Genomic DNA, 19758 nt, shown 5'->3' with positions numbered 1-19758 from the left:
GCTAAATTGAGGGATAACAATGAAAACAAATTATTTAGATTCTACGGAACGATCATTAACAGTAGCAGCGGAACTATTAAATAAACAGGAAATAGTGGCATTTCCTACAGAGACCGTATATGGACTCGGTGCAGATGCAACAAATGAAGCAGCTGTTTCAAAAATTTTTCAGGCAAAAGGACGTCCGGCCGATAATCCGCTGATTGTTCATGTTCATGATCCACAGCAAATCACGGATTATGTTACAGAAATACCGGAAATCGCCCAACAGCTGATCGATGCATTCATGCCAGGACCGTTTACCATAATTTTAAAAAGTAACGGTACCGTAACAGAGACAGTGACAGCAGGCTTAGATACTGTCGCAATCCGGATTCCCAATCATCCGGTAGCACAGGCACTTTTGGCACAAGCAAATTTACCACTGGCAGCTCCGAGTGCCAATCTATCCGGGAAACCAAGTCCCACAACCGCCGAGCATGTCTACCATGACTTAAACGGCAGAATTGCAGGAATTATTGATGGCGGCGCTACAGGTGTTGGACTCGAATCAACCGTTGTCGATGCAACAGGCGAAATTCCTGTGATCTTAAGGCCAGGCGGAATTACAAGAAGCGAAATCGAAAACGTAATTGGAACGGTCGAGTTAGCAAACTCACTAAAGGTAACCCAACCAAAATCACCTGGCATGAAATATAACCATTATGAACCGGATGCACCATTATATCTAATCGAAGGCGACAACAATTTTTTTCAAGAACAAATCCGCCATTTTCAACAACAAGGGAACAAGGTAGGGGTGATTGCAAGCGCACCGTTAATAGATCAGTTACATGTCGATATTTCCTACCCGTGTGGTCACAGGGAGCACTTATCTGAAGTAGCAGCTAAACTGTATTATGCGCTGCGCTACTTTAATGATACCAGCGTCGACATCATCTTGGCAGAAACCTTTCCAACCCAGGGAATCGGGGAAGCCATCATGAACCGGCTTACAAAAGCCGCCACAAACCACCTAAAACAAAACATATAAATCCCCCCCTCCCCCCCGCATATGAATGGGACAAGGGGACAGGCTCGCTGTCCCACTTGTCTGTTCAATGACGAAGGGGGCTTTTAGTGTGTCAGCAATTGGTGAAGTGATATCGATTCTATGTTTAGCATTTGCGTTAGGAATGGATGCATTTTCTGTTGGTTTAGGCATTGGGATGCAGGAAATCCGCTTAAAAAGAATTCTATTAATTGGGTTTATAGTTGGTATTTTTCATGTTTTTATGCCCTTTATTGGCCTGTTTCTTGGAAAATTCTTATCCAGCCAGATGGAAGGTGTCGCAATAATAGGCTCTGGTCTATTATTATGCGCGATTGGCTTTCAAATGGTTTTTAATACGTTTCTCAAACAGGACAACCAGCTGTTAGCACCCGTTGGTATCGGTTTAATAATGTTTGCCTTTACAGTTAGTCTGGATAGTTTTTCAATAGGAATTTCACTTGGTTTATCAGGTGTCGCCACAGCTTTTGCAATTATCATGTTTGGCCTTTTCAGCATGGTACTGACATGGATCGCCCTGCTTATCGGCAGAAGAACGCATCATTTATTAGGTGCATATAGTGAAATTTTAGGTGGCAGTATTCTTTTTGGGTTCGGACTCCATGTGCTATTCTGATAATGTGATATAATGAAAGAAGCATCATTAGTTATGGAGGCAATCAAAATCATGAATATTTTGTTCGTTTGTACAGGTAATACGTGTCGAAGTCCGATGGCACAGGCAATTTTACAACGAAAAACAAATCATCACGTCCAGTCAGCGGGTATTTTTGCTGGACAAGGCAGTCCTGCATCAGAAGGTGCCAGTCAAGTCTTAAGACAGCAGGGAATCAGCTATGACCATCAATCACAGCCCGTTACGAAAGAACTGATGGAGTGGGCAGACCTGGTGCTAACGATGACACAGCAGCATCGGGACATGTTGAAACAAAACTATTCAGAATATGGTACAAAAGTATTTACGTTAAAAGAATACACAGCGTCAGATTATGAACAGGTATGGACGGCATTAAAAGAAGCATATGCGCAATTAGAAGAAGCTAAGCTAACCGACTCCGATGAAAAGGAACGATTAAGCCATAAAATCAAACAGTTAGAAGATATCGTTCAGAAGGTTGATGTTAGTGATCCGTTTGGCGGAAATCACATGACATATCAAAAAACTTATGAAGAATTAGATAAGTATCTTGCACTATTGATCAAAAAGTTAGAAAATATAGATAAGAGGGACTTCCTTTAAACTGAATGAGACAATTTTTTCTAAAAAAGGAGCAGGAAGAATGAAGGTTATTTTAGCATCTGATCATGGTGGAATTCATTTATCAAAGGAAATTGCATCACTACTCGAAGAACAAAACATCGAGTATGAGGATATTGGCTGTAATTGCGCCGATTCAGTCGACTACCCCGATTATGGCATTCCGGCTGCAGAGCGTGTCGCAAACGGAGAGTTTGATCGTGGTATTTTAATATGTGGTACAGGAATTGGCATGTCGATTGCTGCCAATAAGGTAAAAGGAATCCGCGCAGCACTTGTACATGATGTCTTCAGTGCGAAAGCAACGCGCGAACACAATGATTCCAATATGTTAACGATGGGTGAACGTGTGATAGGACCTGGCCTTGCCAGAGAGATTGTTCAAACGTGGTTAGGAACCGACTTTCAAGGTGGACGTCATGCGAATCGTGTTGGCAAGGTCACCGATTACGAAAATAATTAACAAACAGGAAAGAGGTGAGTATCCATGCAACTTGATCAATGGGCACAAGATCTGAGAGAGATAGTGGATGAGTGGATATCACTCGAATATCTTGCCAAAGGTGATTTATTCGTTGTCGGCTGTTCGACAAGCGAAGTGGCTGGCGAACGAATTGGAACAGCTGGCAGTGAAGAAGTGGCGGCGATCATTTTCCAGGAATTAAGTCGCCTAAAAGAACAAAAAGAAGTAAACTTGTGTTTTCAATGTTGTGAGCACTTAAATCGTGCGGTTGTCGTTGAAAAACAAGTGATGCGCGAACATAAATTTGACCAGGTCTCCGTGATGCCTGTGCTCAAAGCGGGCGGGGCAATGGCGGCATATGCTTATCAGCATCTAAATAATGCAGTTGTAGTAGAAAAGATTCAAGCAGATGCAGGAATCGATATTGGAGAAACAATGATCGGTATGCAACTGAAACCGGTAGCAGTTCCTCTTCGCTTTGAAAAACGCTATGTCGGTCACGCCAGAACCTCTCAAGCGAGAACGAGACCAAAATTAATTGGTGGTCCAAGAGCAGTATATCCACAATAAACGGATAGTAAATATGAACCTTTTTTCTCAATTTACGAATAAAGGTTCATATTTTATTGTTTTTATTCGTAAAAAGGTCTAGAATTATTTCCAAAATGATGTTATTTTAGTATAAGATGATTTAAATACGAATATTTGAAAGATACACCTACCAAACCAATTAGGGGGATCACAGATGGATCACGTTAAAAACTTTGATGTCGATGTTTTTCAAGCGATGGAAGACGAAAGAAAACGTCAGAACGACAAGATTGAATTAATTGCTTCAGAAAATTTTGTTTCGGAGGCAGTAATGGAAGCCCAAGGTTCCGTTTTAACGAATAAATATGCAGAAGGCTATCCAGGACGCCGTTATTACGGTGGTTGTGAATATGTCGATGTTGTCGAAAACTTAGCACGCGACAGAGCAAAAGAATTGTTTGGTGCAGAGCATGTCAATGTACAGCCGCATTCTGGTGCACAGGCAAACATGGCCGTCTATTTCACACTGTTAGAACCAGGTGACACCGTACTGGGAATGAACTTAAGTCATGGTGGACACTTAACACATGGCAGTCCGGTTAACTTCAGTGGAAAGCTGTTTAACTTTGTAGACTATGGTGTGAATGAAGATTCAGAGCAGATTGATTATGATGCTGTTCTTGCCAAAGCAAAAGAAGTTCAGCCAAAACTAATCGTAGCAGGTGCAAGTGCCTATCCACGACAAATAGATTTCGCAAAGTTCCGTGAAATCGCTGATGCTGTGGATGCGTATTTAATGGTGGATATGGCTCATATTGCCGGACTTGTAGCAACAGGTTTACATCCAGATCCTGTACCATATGCACATTTTGTGACCACTACTACACACAAAACGTTACGCGGACCTCGTGGTGGTATGGTGCTATGTAAGGAAGAATTTGCTAAGCAAATTGATAAAACCGTATTCCCTGGTATGCAAGGTGGTCCATTAATGCATGTGATTGCAGCGAAAGCAGTTGCACTTAAAGAAGCATTACAACCATCCTTTAAAGAATATGGGGAAAATATTATCAAAAATGCTAAACGTTTTGGTGAGGTATTAGAATCAGAAGGTGTACGCACCGTATCTGGTGGTACAGACAATCACCTATTATTACTGGATGTTCGCGGTTTGAATTTAACAGGTAAAATTGCTGAGAAAGCTTTGGACGAGGTTGGAATTACAACAAATAAAAATACAATTCCATTCGATCCGGAGAGCCCATTTGTGACAAGTGGTATTCGTGTTGGTACAGCTGCAGTCACCACTCGTGGATTTGGTGAGGCAGAAATGGACGAAGTAGCAAAAATCATCGCTCTCACCTTGAAAAATCCGGAAGATGAAGCGACACTATCTGAAGCACGTGAACGGGTGACAGCTTTAACAGCTAAGTTTCCTTTATATCAATAATAAAAAAGCTAGACAATTCGTCTAGCTTTTTATGTGTACAAAGGAAAGTGGCCATAAAACCAGTAAAAGTGGCCATAAACTCGACTAAAGTGGCCATAAAACCAGTAAAAGTGGCCATAAACTCGACTAAAGTGGCCATAAAAAATAAAGAGCTACCATCTTTATATTGAAAAATTCTAGATATTTTTTGATCTTGCTTGAAAGCTGGTCTTATTTTCAGTACAATTTCATGGATGAATAGTATTGAATTTAAGATAATAAGACCAAAAAAGGAGAGATTCCCTGATGAGCAACCTGTTTGTCCTAGACCATCCGTTAATCCAACACAAATTAACGTACATAAGAAATAAAGATACCGGTACAAAAGAATTCCGGGCACTAGTAGATGAAGTGTCTGCCTTAATGGCGTTTGAAATCACCAGAGATTTACCACTGGAGGAAACTACGATTCAAACACCCCGTAATGGAAGCCAAAACTAAAATACTCAGCGGTAAAAAATTGGGCTCATACCAATTTTAAGAGCGGGCCTTGGAATGGTGGACGGTATTTTACGATTAATTCCTGCAGCTAAAGTAGGACATGTTGGCCTATATCGTGATCCAGAAACACTAAAGCCGGTTGAATATTACATCAAATTACCTTCTGATATTCAAGAACGCGAACTTATTGTGATCGATCCGATGCTAGCAACAGGTGGGTCAGCAAATGATGCGATTGCCTCTTTGAAGAAGCGCGGCGCTACCAACATTAAATTGATGTGTTTAATTGCTGCACCAGAAGGCGTGGAAATGATTCAGAAGGAGCATCCGGATGTTGATATTTATCTTGGAGCCTTGGATGAGAAGCTAAATGAAAAAGGCTATATCGTTCCTGGATTAGGAGATGCCGGCGACCGATTGTTTGGAACAAAGTAAAAGTTCCATGACAAAAGCAATTTAAAAGAGATGAAATCCGAATGATAATACCAATTCCACGATGGAATTAGTTATCATTCGGATTTTTAAAATTTTAATAAGCAAAACAGCTCTGCTAACAATCCTCCATCCTTAGATGATTTCCAAAAACAATAAATAGTGTATAGCTTCTTCGCCATACGCAAACAATACTCCTAACTTATGACCAAGGAGTGCTGAAGTGATGTCCTTTTTCTTATCCCTTTTACTACTAGCTAATATCAATATCCAATCCCTCAACGAAGAACACTCCTTTATTATCGAAGTCGAGAACAACCCCCATCAGTTTGCCGAAGAAATGAAATCTGATTTCCCACGAGTAGAAATATTAGCGGTATATGATACGATATTTAACGGCGTGGCATTAAAAACAGACACCTATAATCTCGAGAATATCCAACGCAAAATGAAAATAAAACAAGTCTACCGATCGCAAACATATCAGACGCAGCAGCAACCAATTGAAGCAAATATTAATCAAAGTATCCCCTTCTTACTGCCCGAACCCCCCCTCCCGTTTACCGGAAAAGGGGGGGTAAAAGTAGGTGTGATTGATACAGGTATCGATCATCACCATCCAGACCTTCAGCAAAATTATCAAGGAGGCTATGATGTAGTCGATTTTGATAACGATCCAATGGAAACCACTATAGATCAAGGAATGCCTACATTACATGGTACCCATGTGGCAGGAGTTATTGCAGCTAATGGAAAAATGAAAGGTGTGGCACCAGATGCCGAGCTCTATGCCTATCGTGCTCTTGGACCTGGTGGAACCGGAACCTCCGTTCAAGTAATGGCTGCTATCGAACAAGCTGTCAAGGATGGAATGGACATTATTAATCTCTCGCTCGGCAATACCATCAATGGACCAGACTGGCCAACAAGTGTTGCGGTTAATCGTGCCACAGAAAAGGGAGTAGCCGTGGTTATTGCAAATGGCAATACCGGTCCAGAACTTTGGACGGTAGGTTCACCAGCGACAGCCGATCGTGTTATCTCAGTCGGCGCCTCCACACCAGCACTAAAGCGTCCCTATCTATATGATTCCTTTCAAGATAAAAAGATTGAGATGATTCCGATGCAGGGCTCTTCCGAATGGCAATTCACTAGAGACTTAGAAGTGACCTCACACAAGGAAAAGGCAAAGGACGCCATATTAATTATCGACCGTGGCAAAATTCCATTTGGACTGCTTGCACTTGAAGCAGAAAAGCAAGGCGCTGCAGCAGTATTGATTGCAAATAATGAAAAAGGAATCTTTCAGGGAGCATTAGATGCCCAAGTATCGATCCCGGTGGCGGCTATTAGTAAAGAAGACGGGGAATGGTTAAAACAGCATGCCGATTATCTGAAATTGGCAAATGAGCACATACAAGATACGATCACCGATTTTAGTTCGCGTGGCCCGGTTACAGTCAATTGGGCAATCAAACCAGAGATCGTGGCACCAGGCGCAAGCATTTTAAGTACTGTACCAAATGGTTATCAGGCATTAAGTGGCACAAGTATGGCAGCACCACATATTGCCGGCGTACTTGCCTTATTAAAAGAAGCCATCCAAATTGGACACCTAAGCAGTTAAAAGCGGCAATCCTTACAACGGCAAAGCCTTTTCCAGATTTTTCACCAACGGAACAAGGAGCTGGAAAAGTTGATCCAAAAGCGGCAATCGAAACGGATACATTAGTTTATCAATCGCTATTGCAATTTGGGAAACTGGAGAAGATAAACGAGCAGCGGATAGAAAGAATTGTCGTCGAGAATATCTCAGATCGTGCACAGAAATATTCCTTTTCCCTTCCGAAACAACAGCAGGATATTCGTTTTCAGTTACCCCCCCAGACGTTCACATTAGCGCCCAAGGCAAAGAAAGAGCTGGAAGTAAAAATGACGGTTAGAACCAGTCAATTGGATCAAAATATTAAACAGGGTTATCTCTATTTAAATAACATTCCACTTCCGTATATGTTCTTAACTGAAACTGCAGAAATACCGGAGGCGATGGGACTGGAATTCACGTTATCACCAATTGATTCTGCCTATCAATATCAGCTTTATCTAGTTGAGAATGCAAAAAAACTAACGATTGATTTATATGATGCCACAACATTTGCCTTTGTTACAAATGTTTTAGAATTAAAAGAGCCAAGTACAGGTGTCATCGAAGGATCAGTCGAATTAAATGAGCAAAAAGGAGAATATATTGCCAATATTAAGATAGAAAAAGAGTCTGATGAAACATATGACTATCAGGTACCAATTTGGTTGGAGTAATTGGTATGATTGATGTTTCGAAACACGAACGAATTGTCACAATTTGTTCGAAAAGTGTCTGAAAATTCAAAAAGACTATGATCAATAGGGGTAGCAAGTTATATAATGTAATTTGTACGTATATTCTTCATTTTTTTGCTGTAAAATCGATTGACATTAGTTTACCCCCCCTATTGTATGCTAATCTAGTGTAGATGATAAGGGTTACAAGGTTGATGTAAATCATAGCAGGTGCAACACATATATGCATACGCTAGCATTTCTTCTATTATACATAATCTTCACGTTCTTATTTTAGGAGTGATCATATTTCACCCAATAAGAAAAGCCCTTATTATGGAATGGCAATTTACAGTATGATTTTGTCACAAATTGTCGGTGGTCCATTAGTAGGTTTGTTTCTCGGCAGATTAGTCGATAACTATTTTTTCACAACACCACTTTTTCTGGTAATCGGTCTCTTTCTAGGAATTGGCGCCGGTTTATATGGAATTATTCATTACGTAACAGAAATAACGGGAGACGAGTAAACAATGGATCAATACAAAAAAATGATAACCCGTCAACGTAAATGGATGTTCTACCTTCTTGCTTTAATCGTTCTTGGCTGGGGGGGTTTCACACCTTTCACAAGAATATTCCTCGGACTTCTCCTGGGAACAACTTTAAGCCTTTATAATTTATGGGTAATGCAGCGTAAGATCGACCGGTTTGGACAAGCTGTAAGCGGTCAGGGTCGAACAACTGGAATTGGTACATTTACCCGATTAGCCACTGCAGCATTAGCGGTGATCATCGCGATGCGCTTTGAAGAACATTTCCATTTGATGGCAGTAATTTTAGGACTAATGACAACTTATGTTGTTATTATGATAGATTTTGCACTATTTAGAAAACAAGACTAGCAAAGGGAAGTGAGGTGAAGAAATTGGATCACGAATCACCGATGTATTTTGACCTGTTTGGGATACCATGGTTGGACTTTAACTTATCCACTACGATAATGACGTTTGTTTCTTCTGTGATTGTATTTATTATATGTACATTAGCAGCAAGGAATTTGAAAATGAAACCGACTGGCTTTCAAAACTTCATGGAGTGGGTAGTCGATTTTGTCAAAGGCATTATCGGGGATACCATGGATTGGAAAACAGGTAAAGTGTTTTTACCACTAGGTTTAACATTATTAGTGTTCATTTTTATTAGTAACATCCTTGGTGTAATTACCATGGGAGTATGGGGGACATACATTATGGTGGAAATCACCAACCTCAGATGCGACAATAACGTTAACTTTATCTGCATTAGTAGTAGTGTTAACGCATTATTATGGGGGTAAAAGTGAAAGGGTTCAAGGAGTATGCAAAGGATTATGTGCGCCCTGTGCCATTTCTACTACCGTTTAAAATTATTGAAGAATTTACTAACACTTTAACATTAGGTCTGCGTCTTTTCGGTAATATCTTTGCTGGTGAAATTTTATTAGGCCTAATAACAAAAATGGCGTTTATCGCTGCACCAATTACGTTTGTAGCTATCATACCGATGATGGCATGGCAAGGATTCAGTTTATTTATTGGTGCCATTCAAGCATTTATTTTCACCATGTTAACAATGGTTTATATGTCTCATAAAGTGAGTTCAGACCATTAAAATAATAATATCTAATATTTTTATACATTTTAAAGGAGGAAACAAATAATGGGAGCTTTAGCAGCAGCAATTGCAATTGGTTTAGCGGCACTAGGTGCTGGTTTAGGTAACGGTATGATCGTAAGTCGTACAGTAGAAGGGATTGCACGTCAGCCAGAACTAAGAGGTGCACTTCAAACTACCATGTTTATCGGGGGGGTAGCGTTAGTAGAGGCGATTCCAATTTTCGCCGTAGTAATTGCCTTCATGGTAATGTAATCATACTTAATCAGATAGAATGGCGAAGATCGTCTAAGACAACCTTCGCCATTCCTTTGTAAAAAGAAAAGCGAAGAGCGCCCGAATAGCAACGTACAAACTGGACTGAACCGGAAGGAGATAAAGGAAACACGGTGAGCTAAAAGCGAATCGATGTTGACTTATCGTACGGAGGTGAAGGAAGTTTGCTAGTTGCTGGGCGCTCGGAGCTAGAAAAAGAAAAGCGAACAGCGCACTTAATTCGAAATGTAATGGAATGCAGAAATAGATGATGACTAATTGTGGGAAGGAGTGAACACTGTGCAACTTTTAGAAAGTGGGTTCATCATTCAGGCAGAAATTGGTGGTTTGCAAGGTGGGAATATGTTATTCGCCATTATCAGTTTCTTGGCACTATTATGGTTATTAAGAAAATACGCGTGGGGTCCATTGATGAACAAAATGGAAGAACGCGAAAACCATATTGCGAATGAAATTGATATTGCGGAAAAAAACCGCACAGATGCTGAAAAAGCATCACGAGAAGCAAATGATCAGTTAAAAGCAACACGTCAGGAAGCACAACAAATTATTGAAGATGCGAAAAAAGCTGGCGTAGAGCAGGAAAAGGCGATTATCGAAGCAGCAAATCAAGCAGCAGCACGTTTGAAAAAGTCTGCTGAAGAAGATATTACACGTGAGAAAGAAAAAGCAATCGAAGCATTGCAGGCACAAGTGGCAACATTATCTGTACAAATTGCTACCAAAGTGATTGAGAAAGAAATTAATGCAAAAGACCAGGAACAGTTAATCAGTGACTACATCAAAGAGGTAGGAGAAGAGCGATGAGTAATACAAATGTAGCAAAACGATATGCAGAAGCTCTTTTCCAAATCGCTGTCGAAAAAGAAACGATTGATTTCCTGGAAACAGAATTAACTACTGTGAAGGAAGTTTTTCAAACAAATCAAGAAATTCTTCCATTCTTACAGCATCCAAAAGTAAATGTTAAAGAGAAAAAACAGCTTCTTAACGAAGCATTCGCAGGCTTTTCGAAGGATGTATTACATACACTTTCGTTACTTGTAGATCGTCACAATGAAGAAATTATTCCAGATGTAGTCGATCACTTTATTTCTTTTGCCAATGAAGCTAACGGAATAAAACAAGCAACAGTCTTTTCAGTTCGTGCATTAACAGATGCAGAAAAAGAAGAAATTTCCCAAGTCTTTACTAAAAAACTTAATGTAAAAGAATTAAAAATAGATAATCAAATTGATCCTGAGATTATTGGTGGAGTAAAAATCAAAGTCGATAACACGATATATGATGGCTCTGTTAAAGGAAAACTGGATCGTTTGGAACGTCAAATTGTAACAGTAAATTAGGAAACGATAGGGGGGGTGAAATGGCATGAGCATAAAAGCTGAAGAAATCAGTGCACTGATTAAACAGCAAATCGAAAGCTATGATGCAGACATCCAAGTAAGTGATGTAGGTACGGTTATTGAAATTGGTGACGGTATCGCACGTGCACACGGACTTGATAATGTAATGTCTGGTGAGTTGGTTGAATTTTCAAATGGTGTCATGGGTATGGCACAAAACTTAGAAGAATCTAATGTAGGGATCGTCATTCTTGGACAGTACAAAGATATTCGTGAAGGTGACGAAGTTCGTCGCACAGGTCGTATTATGGAAGTGCCAGTAGGAGAGGAATTAATCGGTCGTGTGGTTAATCCATTAGGACAACCAATCGATGGAAAAGGTCCAATCGAAACTACTAAAACACGTCCAATTGAATCTCCAGCACCTGGTGTAATGGATCGTAAATCAGTTTATGAACCAGTACAAACGGGGGGGATAAAGGCGATTGACGCTCTTGTGCCAATCGGACGTGGTCAGCGTGAGTTAATTATCGGTGACCGTCAGACAGGTAAAACAACGATAGCAATTGATACGATTTTAAATCAAAAAGGCGAAAACATGATCTGTATTTACGTCGCTATTGGCCAAAAAGATTCAACAGTCCGTGGTACAGTAGAAGTTCTTCGCAAACATGGAGCACTGGATTACACGATTGTAGTAACTGCTGGTGCCAGTGAACCTGCACCACTTCAATACCTAGCACCATATGCAGGGGTATCGATGGGTGAAGAGTTCATGTATAACGGTAAACACGTATTAGTGGTATATGATGATTTAACAAAACAAGCCAACGCATATCGTGAACTGTCCTTGTTATTACGTCGTCCACCAGGTCGTGAAGCATTCCCAGGGGGGGATGTATTCTACTTACACTCCCGTTTACTTGAGCGTGCAGCAAAACTTAGTGATGCCAAAGGTGGAGGTTCTTTAACAGCTCTTCCATTTGTGGAAACTCAGGCAGGCGACATTGGTGCCTATATTCCAACCAATGTTATTTCGATTACAGATGGACAAATCTTCTTACAATCAGACTTGTTCTTCTCCGGAGTACGTCCAGCGATTAATGCCGGTCTATCGGTATCCCGTGTAGGTGGTTCTGCACAAATCAAGGCGATGAAAAAGGTTGCAGGTACATTGCGTCTGGATTTAGCTTCCTTCCGTGAACTGGAATCATTCGCACAGTTTGGTTCAGATTTGGATAAAGCAACCCAAGCCAAATTAAATCGTGGGGGGGCACGTACGGTAGAAGTACTTAAACAGGGTCTCCACAAACCATTAGTAGTTGAAAAACAAGTAATGATTATTTATGCCTTAACGGAAGGATTACTAGATGATATTCCGGTAGCAGATATTACGCGTTTTGAAAATGAAATGATAACATGGTTAGACCATAACAAGAAAGATCTGCTTACAACAATTAAAGAAACAGGTAATTTAGCAGATACAAATGAAATGAATAATGCAATTGAAGAATTCAAAAAAACATTTGTAATTTCTGAATAAAAATCCTGTTCCATAGATCGCAACAAACGATCGTCAACCTTTTAGGAAAAGGCGGTGAAATATAGTGGCATCTCTTAGAGATATCAAAACGCGAATTAATTCCACTCAGAAAACAAAGCAAATTACGAAAGCGATGCATATGGTGTCGGCATCCAAGCTAAGTAAAGCAGAAGATTTTGCCAAGGCCTTTAACCCTTACAGCGATAAAATCAAAGAAGTGGTGAATAGTATTGCCGGTAGTGGTCAGGATGCAGAACATCCGATGCTTGAGCATCGTGAGGTGAAAAAGACAGCCTATTTTGTGATTGCCTCTGATCGAGGTCTTGCAGGTCCATTCAATAGTGGAGTACTTCGTGAAGTCTATCGCACGATTCAACAGCGACATCAGTCCAAAGAAGAGTATGCAGTGATTACTATTGGTAAAATGGCACGGGATTTCTTCAAAAAGCGCGAAATGCCTGTGTTAAAAGAAATTACTGGTTTATCTGATCAGCCCAATTTTGCAGATATTAAAGACTTAACCTCAGAGACTATTCAGCTGTTTATTGATGGAGAAATTGATGAATTAGTGATTGTCTATAATCATTTCATCAGTGCGATCTCACAAGAAGTAACTTCAAAAAAACTGTTACCACTTTCTGAGCTGAAAGAAGAGAGTGCTGGTACAACAAGTTCTTATGAATATGAACCAAATCAACAGGAAATATTAAATGTTTTATTGCCACAATATGCGGAAAGTTTAATTTTCGGTGCTATATTGGATAGTAAAGCAAGTGAGCATGCCGCCCGTATGACTGCAATGAAAAGTGCAACAGATAATGCAGAAGATATTATTGACGACTTGTCGTTACAATATAACCGTGCCAGACAAGCTGAAATCACTCAGGAAATCGCTGAAATTGTTGGTGGAGCAGCGGCATTAGATTAAAAATAAAGATATGCTAGGTAATCAATTAGTTAGGAGGGAAATCGATGGCAAAAGGACACGTTATTCAGATTACGGGACCGGTTATCGACGTTAAATTCGATGATGGCCAACTCCCTGCGATATACAACGCTTTAGTAATCCAGTATGATGTTGCAGGCGAAAGACGCGATCTTACAGTAGAAGTAGCACTTCACCTCGGAGATGATGCTGTTCGTACCATCGCAATGTCATCTACGGAAGGTGTACAACGCGGAGCAACAGTTACCGATATGAATTCGCCAATCACAGTACCTGTCGGTGATGTGACATTAGGTCGTATTTTCAATGTTTTAGGTGAAAAAATTGATTTGGAAGAAGAAATTCCTGCAGATGTTCGTCGTGATCCAATTCACCGCGAATCACCAAAATTTGAAGATTTAGCAACGGAAACAGTAATTCTGGAAACAGGTATTAAAGTAGTAGACTTATTAGCACCATATATTAAAGGTGGTAAAATCGGTTTATTTGGAGGTGCGGGTGTAGGTAAAACCGTACTTATTCAAGAATTGATCAACAACATCGCACAAGAACACGGTGGTATTTCCGTATTCGCAGGTGTTGGTGAACGTACACGTGAAGGAAATGACCTTTACTTTGAAATGAAGGACTCTGGAGTTATCAACAAAGCAGCCATGGTGTTTGGTCAAATGAACGAGCCACCTGGAGCGCGTATGCGTGTAGCACTAACTGGTCTTACAATGGCGGAGTATTTCCGTGATGACCAAGGACAGGACGTGTTATTATTTATTGATAACATTTTCCGTTTTACTCAAGCAGGTTCAGAGGTATCAGCACTATTAGGCCGTATGCCATCTGCCGTTGGTTACCAGCCAACACTTGCTACGGAGATGGGGCAATTGCAAGAGCGTATTACGTCAACGAATAAAGGATCTGTAACATCGATTCAAGCAGTGTATGTACCTGCAGATGACTATACGGATCCAGCACCGGCTGGAACATTTGCACACTTGGATGCAACAACAAACCTTGATCGTAAGTTATCAGAACAAGGTATCTACCCTGCGGTGGATCCACTTGCTTCTACATCGCGTGCCCTTGACCCTGAAATTGTTGGGGAAGAACATTATAATGTGGCGCGTGAAGTTCAACAGACGATTCAAAAATATAAGGAATTACAAGATATCATCGCGATTCTGGGTATGGATGAATTATCTGACGAAGATAAACTAACTGTATCCCGTGCACGTCGTATCCAGTTTTTCTTGTCACAGAACTTCCACGTGGCAGAACAATTCACTGGACAAAAAGGTTCCTATGTACCAGTACAGGAAACCATTCAAGGATTCCGCGAAATCCTCGACGGCAAATACGATGACCTACCAGAAGACGCATTCCGTCTAGTAGGACGCATCGAAGAAGTAATAGAAAAAGCCAAACAAATGGCATAAAGGGACACGGGGGACAGTTTTTTTATGTCCCACTGCCTTTTTCCGAGTTTATCAAGCCTAAGGAGGGGTTCTGTTGAAAACACTAACAGTAAGTGTTGTTACTCCGGATGGCCCTGTTCTGGAAGATTCATTTGAAATGGTTAGCTGTAAAGCTGAGAGTGGAGAGCTCGGGATTCTGCCAGGTCACATTCCGCTCGTTGCACCACTATCGATTAGTGCCGTGCGCCTAAAGGGAGAAAATCCACAACGGATCGCTGTAAGTGGAGGATTTCTGGAAGTTCGTCCTGATAAAGTGACAATTCTTGCACAATCAGCAGAGCGTCCTGACGATATCGATGTCAAGCGGGCACGTGCAGCGAAAGAACGGGCAGAGCGTCGTTTACTAGCTAAACAAGATGAAATAGATTTCAGAAGGGCAGAACTAGCACTAAAACGTGCTTTAAACCGCATCGAAGTCGTAGAAAATAAATAAGCAAAAGGACCGCCACCATCCAACAGGATAAAGTGCCGGTCCTTTTTTTGTAATAAAATAGGAAAGTAAATAAGCAGCTTTACTTTGTTATTGTAGTAGTCATTTTGATATGTAAGTATAGAGGAGACCGCCGCTCCGGCTGCCCACTTCCCTTTCCATGGCATTTTCCCGAATTGCACAATTCCGAATTTTACATAGTAGTTAGAGCACATTACTTATGTTAATGATAAAGACCGGATGATTTTTAAAGTTTTTCTTATATACAAAAAAATGTCAAGAAGGTATATATTGAGTAGAAATAACAAAATGAAAATCACATTTTGACACAGTTCTTAATTACATTTCCCGGGAAATATCAAATAAGGACGAATCACCCCCCCTATATATGTTAGAATAAAGGAAACTAGATAAAAAAGAGGGATTCATATGATGCAGACTTTAGCGCAAGAAGGATTAATTGGAATGCTGTCACACTTAATTTTTGTTATCATTACCTGGCAAGTGTTACAATCACTTAACTTTGACGAATTATTCCGTAAACATAAAGTGTTCGAAGCTAGAATATTAATTATATTTATCACCATTGCAATTGGTTCCACCGTAAGTAACTTCTTTTTAGATTTCCTGCAATGGGCCCAACAATTAATATACTTATTTTAAATAGCATACATACGTATAAATAATTCATTCCCTGCTCATACTTGAAGTAAAAAAGGAGTGCGGGAAATGAAGTATTTATTTTTATTTTTATTTTTATTCACATGGAGTAGCATTTTTGCGTTGCATGTAGAGTCCCATAAAGACACTAATAATGTTAAGCAAATAGAGGATATGCTGGAACTTGTTGATCAGCAAAACTTAAATCTATTAAAATGGCAAACTATTATAAAGGAAACTAGAGAAATTAATAATATAAATCAGTTTAAAGATCATCTTAAAGGGTATCAAATGAGTGTGACTAAAAATAAATCCCATATTACATTTACTAAAGACACCCAAGAAACAGGAGGTTTTAACGAACAGATATTATTAGTGAAAGCAAATATGCAAAACACTTATCAGGTGATTTATATAATCGAGTCATCTAAAACAACGACAGAAGTACTAGAAGCATACAAAAAACGAATGAATACAATTACTTCTGACTTATTTACAAAGAATGCCCAAACTTTCTCTTGTATAGAGGCATGGAAAAATGATATCATAGATATTGTGCGTTTTATAAATATTGTAAATTCAACATTAAAAATGTCAATAATCGACGAAACAAAAGAAAATAATTTTTATACGTGGACGGGCTACACAAAGAAATGGACAGATACGATACAACAGGATGAAAAAGAATTTAATATACAGATAGCTGTAAGAGCAGGATTAGGGGACAGAACAAATGTCACAATAGGAACACCTATCCTAATAAATGAATATTAATAATAATGAATATGGACTATAGAGGAGAATGAGCCTTGGAGAATATCATCGTTCGTGGTGGGAGGCAATTAAATGGTACTGTTAAAATAGAAGGTGCTAAAAATGCCGTACTACCTGTCATCGCTGCAAGCATAATTGCGAGCAAAGGAATAAGCATAATACATGAAGTACCTGCACTTGCAGATGTACAAACAATTAATCAAGTTATAAAACATATGAACGCAGAAGTTTCTTACGTTGGAAACACGGTTACAGTGGATGCAACTAAACCTTTATTAACAGAAGCCCCCCCTTTTGAATATGTCCGTAAAATGAGAGCATCTGTATTAGTTTTAGGGCCTCTTTTAGCACGTTATGGTCATGCGAAAGTAGCTTTACCAGGTGGTTGTGCAATTGGATCACGTCCAATTGATTTACACTTAAAAGGATTTGAAGCAATGGGCGCCAATGTCCATGTCGGTAATGGTTTTGTAGAGGTTTCCACAAAAGGAAGACTATTTGGAGCAAAAATATATCTAGATATGCCTAGTGTGGGCGCCACTGAAAATATTATGATGGCAGCTGCACTAGCAAAAGGAAAATCTATCATCGAAAATGCGGCTAAAGAACCTGAAATAGTAGATTTAGCAAATTATCTTAATAAAATGGGTGCACGTATTGTGGGCGCTGGAACGGAAACCATTAAAATTGAGGGTGTTGACCAATTGTATGGAGCAGAACATACGATTATCCCAGACCGGATTGAAGCAGGCACATTCATGGTTGCTGCTGCAATTACGCGAGGTAATGTTTTAATAGAAAATGCCGAGATGGAACACCTTCGTGCGTTAGTATCAAAAATGGAAGAAATGGGTGTTCGTGTTTTAGAAGAAAAAAATGGCATAAGGGTAATCGGACCAAAAACCTTACATGCAACAGATGTTAAAACATTGCCACATCCTGGTTTTCCTACGGATATGCAGTCTCAAATGATGTCACTTATGCTTCAGGCATCAGGTACGAGTGTCATAACAGAAACCGTATTTGAAAACCGTTTTATGCATGTGGAAGAGTTTCGTCGTATGAATGCGAAATTGAAGATAGAAGGACGTAGCGTGATTGTGGAAGGTCCAGTGAATTTACAGGGTGCAGAAGTTGCTGCAACAGATTTACGTGCAGGAGCAGCTCTTATATTGGCTGGATTAGTGGCTGAAGGATATACGAGAGTGACGTCACTTTATCATATTGATCGCGGATATGTTGATATTACAGAGAAATTCGCAAAGCTCGGAGCTGATATTGAGCGAGTAAATCAGATGGAAACTGCTTTTGTTACAGAACAGGACATGGCACACAAACAAATAGAAGTGCACTAAGATATGCAAGAGGACAGCTACTAGGCTAGTCCTCTTTTTTCTATTAAAAAAACAACTGTTTTGCAGCGTAATTGTGGTGAAAATAGTAAGATATTTGAAACATTTCTTCGCTTTCTACCTACATGTGTTTAGCTCATTTCTTTAAGTTCTAATCTTCTATTTTAGTGAATAAGATAGAGTAGAAGTACGAAAGAGATAGAGGAGGTTATTCATGTCAAAATGGAAGCAAAATAATCAACAAGCCAATTGGAAATGGCCACTGCTACTTGGAATTATTGCATTATTAACATTGATGTTTGTGATCCCGACTATAATCGTTATACCATTTAAGAGTGATCAAATGATCCAGGCATCGATCGAAACAGTAAATAACGACACACCAGCTAAAGAAGAAATAGCAGCATTAGAATCTCCTTTTGATGTCGGTGTTCTCCGCACTGCTAAAAATGAAGTCGAACAAATTCCATTAGAGGAATATGTAGCACATGTCATTGCATCCGAAATGCCAGCTGATTTTGAAATGGAGGCATTAAAGGCACAGGCACTTGCAGCACGAACCTTCATCATTAAATTTCTTATGCAGGAGAACACAGATAAGCTCCCAGGTGACGCAGATGTGAAAGACACTGTTGAACATCAGGTATATAAAAGCACGGATGAATTAAGGCAAATATGGGGGGCAGTGATTACCATTGGAAAATGGATAAAATTATGGGAGCAGTTACAGCTACCCAAGGACAAATTATAACGTACAGTAATGAACCAATTACCGCATCCTTCTTTTCAACCAGTAACGGCTACACGGAAAATTCTGAAGATTACTGGGAAGGAGAACTACCTTATTTACGATCTGTTAAAAGCCCATGGGATGAAGAAGTTTCTCCTAAGTTTATTGATCAGAAGATCTTTACAAGAGCAGAACTGGAAGCAAAATTAAACATCGACCTCTCGAATCAAATTGGAGATTTTCAATTAACAAGAACAGAAGGTCAACGAGTAGCAACTGCAACCATTGGGGGGGAAACATTTACTGGACGTGACGTTCGTGATCATCTTCAGCTTCCATCCAATGATTTTACGATTACAAAAAAATGATCATTTCGTATTTACCACAAAAGGGTACGGTCATGGGGTAGGGATGAGCCAATATGGCGCAAACGGAATGGCACAGGAAGGTAAAACCTATTCAGAAATTGTCGGATATTATTATCAAGGTACGCAAATTAGTACGTTAGAACAAGCAACACCGGCACTTTTAGTAAAAAAATAAGAAAATTCTCAAAACTATGTATAATTTTACCTCTATTTGATCACAATGG

General features: G+C 39.8%; 21 protein-coding genes and 3 pseudogenes. 23 read left to right on the top strand and 1 reads right to left on the bottom strand.

Annotated features, from left to right (window positions below; all coding sequences use genetic code 11):
• Positions 1-19: 19 nt before the first annotated feature.
• The 6 genes from JCM21714_RS05630 (at position 20) to glyA (ending at position 4753) form a co-directional block, all read left to right on the top strand.
• The gene (locus JCM21714_RS05630) at positions 20-1033 is read left to right on the top strand and encodes an L-threonylcarbamoyladenylate synthase (RefSeq protein ID WP_035722509.1); all 1014 of its coding nucleotides are present in this window, start codon (positions 20-22) and stop codon (positions 1031-1033) included.
• Positions 1034-1121: 88 nt separating this feature from the next.
• Positions 1122-1667: a manganese efflux pump MntP gene (locus tag JCM21714_RS05625; RefSeq protein WP_369403480.1), complete on the top strand. Its 546-nt coding sequence runs from the start codon at positions 1122-1124 to the stop codon at positions 1665-1667.
• A gap of 12 nt (positions 1668-1679) precedes the next feature.
• Positions 1680-2291 (top strand): low molecular weight protein arginine phosphatase, encoded by a 612-nt coding sequence (locus JCM21714_RS05620; protein ID WP_305037891.1) that lies wholly within the window; start codon positions 1680-1682, stop codon positions 2289-2291.
• Positions 2292-2331: 40 nt separating this feature from the next.
• Complete coding sequence (gene rpiB / locus JCM21714_RS05615; RefSeq protein ID WP_035722502.1) at positions 2332-2772, top strand: ribose 5-phosphate isomerase B; 441 nt, start codon at positions 2332-2334, stop codon at positions 2770-2772.
• A 24-nt stretch (positions 2773-2796) separates the two neighbouring features.
• Entirely contained in the window at positions 2797-3342 is a 546-nt protein-coding gene (locus JCM21714_RS05610) for a TIGR01440 family protein (RefSeq protein WP_035722500.1), read from the top strand.
• Positions 3343-3517: 175 nt separating this feature from the next.
• On the top strand, positions 3518-4753 hold the full coding sequence (gene glyA / locus JCM21714_RS05605; RefSeq protein ID WP_035722499.1) for a serine hydroxymethyltransferase: 1236 nt from the start codon (positions 3518-3520) through the stop codon (positions 4751-4753).
• Here glyA and JCM21714_RS21000 read toward each other — a convergent pair.
• On the bottom strand, positions 4731-4892 hold the full coding sequence (locus JCM21714_RS21000) for a hypothetical protein (RefSeq protein WP_235182640.1): 162 nt from the start codon (positions 4890-4892) through the stop codon (positions 4731-4733). The two genes, glyA and JCM21714_RS21000, sit on opposite strands and share 23 nt — an antisense overlap.
• 146 nt (positions 4893-5038) lie before the next feature.
• On the opposite strand from JCM21714_RS21000, the pseudogene upp reads away from it, so the two are divergent.
• From upp to spoIID, 17 genes and pseudogenes are all read left to right on the top strand, one after another.
• Positions 5039-5668: pseudogene (gene upp / locus JCM21714_RS05600) on the top strand (uracil phosphoribosyltransferase).
• Between the two features lie 223 nt (positions 5669-5891).
• Positions 5892-7292, top strand: coding sequence for a S8 family serine peptidase (locus JCM21714_RS05595; RefSeq protein WP_052000417.1), 1401 nt, complete (start codon positions 5892-5894; stop codon positions 7290-7292).
• Positions 7293-7411: 119 nt separating this feature from the next.
• Positions 7412-7984: a hypothetical protein gene (locus JCM21714_RS20060; RefSeq protein ID WP_052000416.1), complete on the top strand. Its 573-nt coding sequence runs from the start codon at positions 7412-7414 to the stop codon at positions 7982-7984.
• 341 nt (positions 7985-8325) lie between these two features.
• Positions 8326-8514 carry an AtpZ/AtpI family protein gene (locus JCM21714_RS19100; RefSeq protein ID WP_148294973.1) on the top strand — a complete coding sequence of 63 codons (189 nt, stop codon included), beginning with the start codon at positions 8326-8328 and terminating at the stop codon, positions 8512-8514.
• A gap of 3 nt (positions 8515-8517) precedes the next feature.
• A complete protein-coding gene (locus tag JCM21714_RS05590; RefSeq protein WP_035722498.1) occupies positions 8518-8889 on the top strand; it encodes an ATP synthase subunit I in 372 nt (123 codons plus the stop codon).
• A gap of 23 nt (positions 8890-8912) precedes the next feature.
• Positions 8913-9637: pseudogene (gene atpB, locus JCM21714_RS05585) on the top strand (F0F1 ATP synthase subunit A).
• A gap of 48 nt (positions 9638-9685) precedes the next feature.
• Positions 9686-9895 (top strand): F0F1 ATP synthase subunit C, encoded by a 210-nt coding sequence (atpE, locus tag JCM21714_RS05580; RefSeq protein WP_035722497.1) that lies wholly within the window; start codon positions 9686-9688, stop codon positions 9893-9895.
• Positions 9896-10195: 300 nt separating this feature from the next.
• Positions 10196-10723: a F0F1 ATP synthase subunit B gene (gene atpF / locus JCM21714_RS05575; protein WP_084040592.1), complete on the top strand. Its 528-nt coding sequence runs from the start codon at positions 10196-10198 to the stop codon at positions 10721-10723.
• Positions 10720-11262, top strand: coding sequence for a F0F1 ATP synthase subunit delta (locus tag JCM21714_RS05570; protein WP_035722496.1), 543 nt, complete (start codon positions 10720-10722; stop codon positions 11260-11262). Before atpF ends, JCM21714_RS05570 begins: the two co-directional genes overlap by 4 nt.
• A gap of 25 nt (positions 11263-11287) precedes the next feature.
• Positions 11288-12805 carry a F0F1 ATP synthase subunit alpha gene (atpA, locus tag JCM21714_RS05565; RefSeq protein ID WP_035722495.1) on the top strand — a complete coding sequence of 506 codons (1518 nt, stop codon included), beginning with the start codon at positions 11288-11290 and terminating at the stop codon, positions 12803-12805.
• 64 nt (positions 12806-12869) lie between these two features.
• On the top strand, positions 12870-13733 hold the full coding sequence (gene atpG, locus JCM21714_RS05560; protein WP_035722494.1) for an ATP synthase F1 subunit gamma: 864 nt from the start codon (positions 12870-12872) through the stop codon (positions 13731-13733).
• A gap of 44 nt (positions 13734-13777) precedes the next feature.
• Positions 13778-15181, top strand: a complete 1404-nt coding sequence (atpD, locus tag JCM21714_RS05555) for a F0F1 ATP synthase subunit beta (RefSeq protein WP_035722492.1) — start codon at positions 13778-13780, stop codon at positions 15179-15181.
• A 73-nt stretch (positions 15182-15254) separates the two neighbouring features.
• Positions 15255-15653, top strand: a complete 399-nt coding sequence (locus JCM21714_RS05550; RefSeq protein WP_035722491.1) for a F0F1 ATP synthase subunit epsilon — start codon at positions 15255-15257, stop codon at positions 15651-15653.
• A 426-nt stretch (positions 15654-16079) separates the two neighbouring features.
• A complete protein-coding gene (locus JCM21714_RS05545) occupies positions 16080-16313 on the top strand; it encodes a DUF1146 family protein (RefSeq protein WP_035722489.1) in 234 nt (77 codons plus the stop codon).
• A gap of 66 nt (positions 16314-16379) precedes the next feature.
• Entirely contained in the window at positions 16380-17084 is a 705-nt protein-coding gene (locus JCM21714_RS05540; protein ID WP_035722488.1) for a YwmB family TATA-box binding protein, read from the top strand.
• Between the two features lie 35 nt (positions 17085-17119).
• The gene (gene murA, locus JCM21714_RS05535; protein WP_035722486.1) at positions 17120-18439 is read left to right on the top strand and encodes a UDP-N-acetylglucosamine 1-carboxyvinyltransferase; all 1320 of its coding nucleotides are present in this window, start codon (positions 17120-17122) and stop codon (positions 18437-18439) included.
• Positions 18440-18650: 211 nt separating this feature from the next.
• A pseudogene (gene spoIID / locus JCM21714_RS05530) lies at positions 18651-19709 on the top strand (stage II sporulation protein D).
• The last annotated feature ends 49 nt before the right edge of the window (positions 19710-19758 follow it).

It is taken from the genome of Gracilibacillus boraciitolerans JCM 21714, from assembly GCF_000521485.1.
GTDB classification, from domain to species: Bacteria; Bacillota; Bacilli; order Bacillales; family Amphibacillaceae; genus Gracilibacillus; species Gracilibacillus boraciitolerans.
Note: the sequence above shows the minus strand (reverse complement) of the source record. Positions and strands in the feature narration are given on the sequence as shown.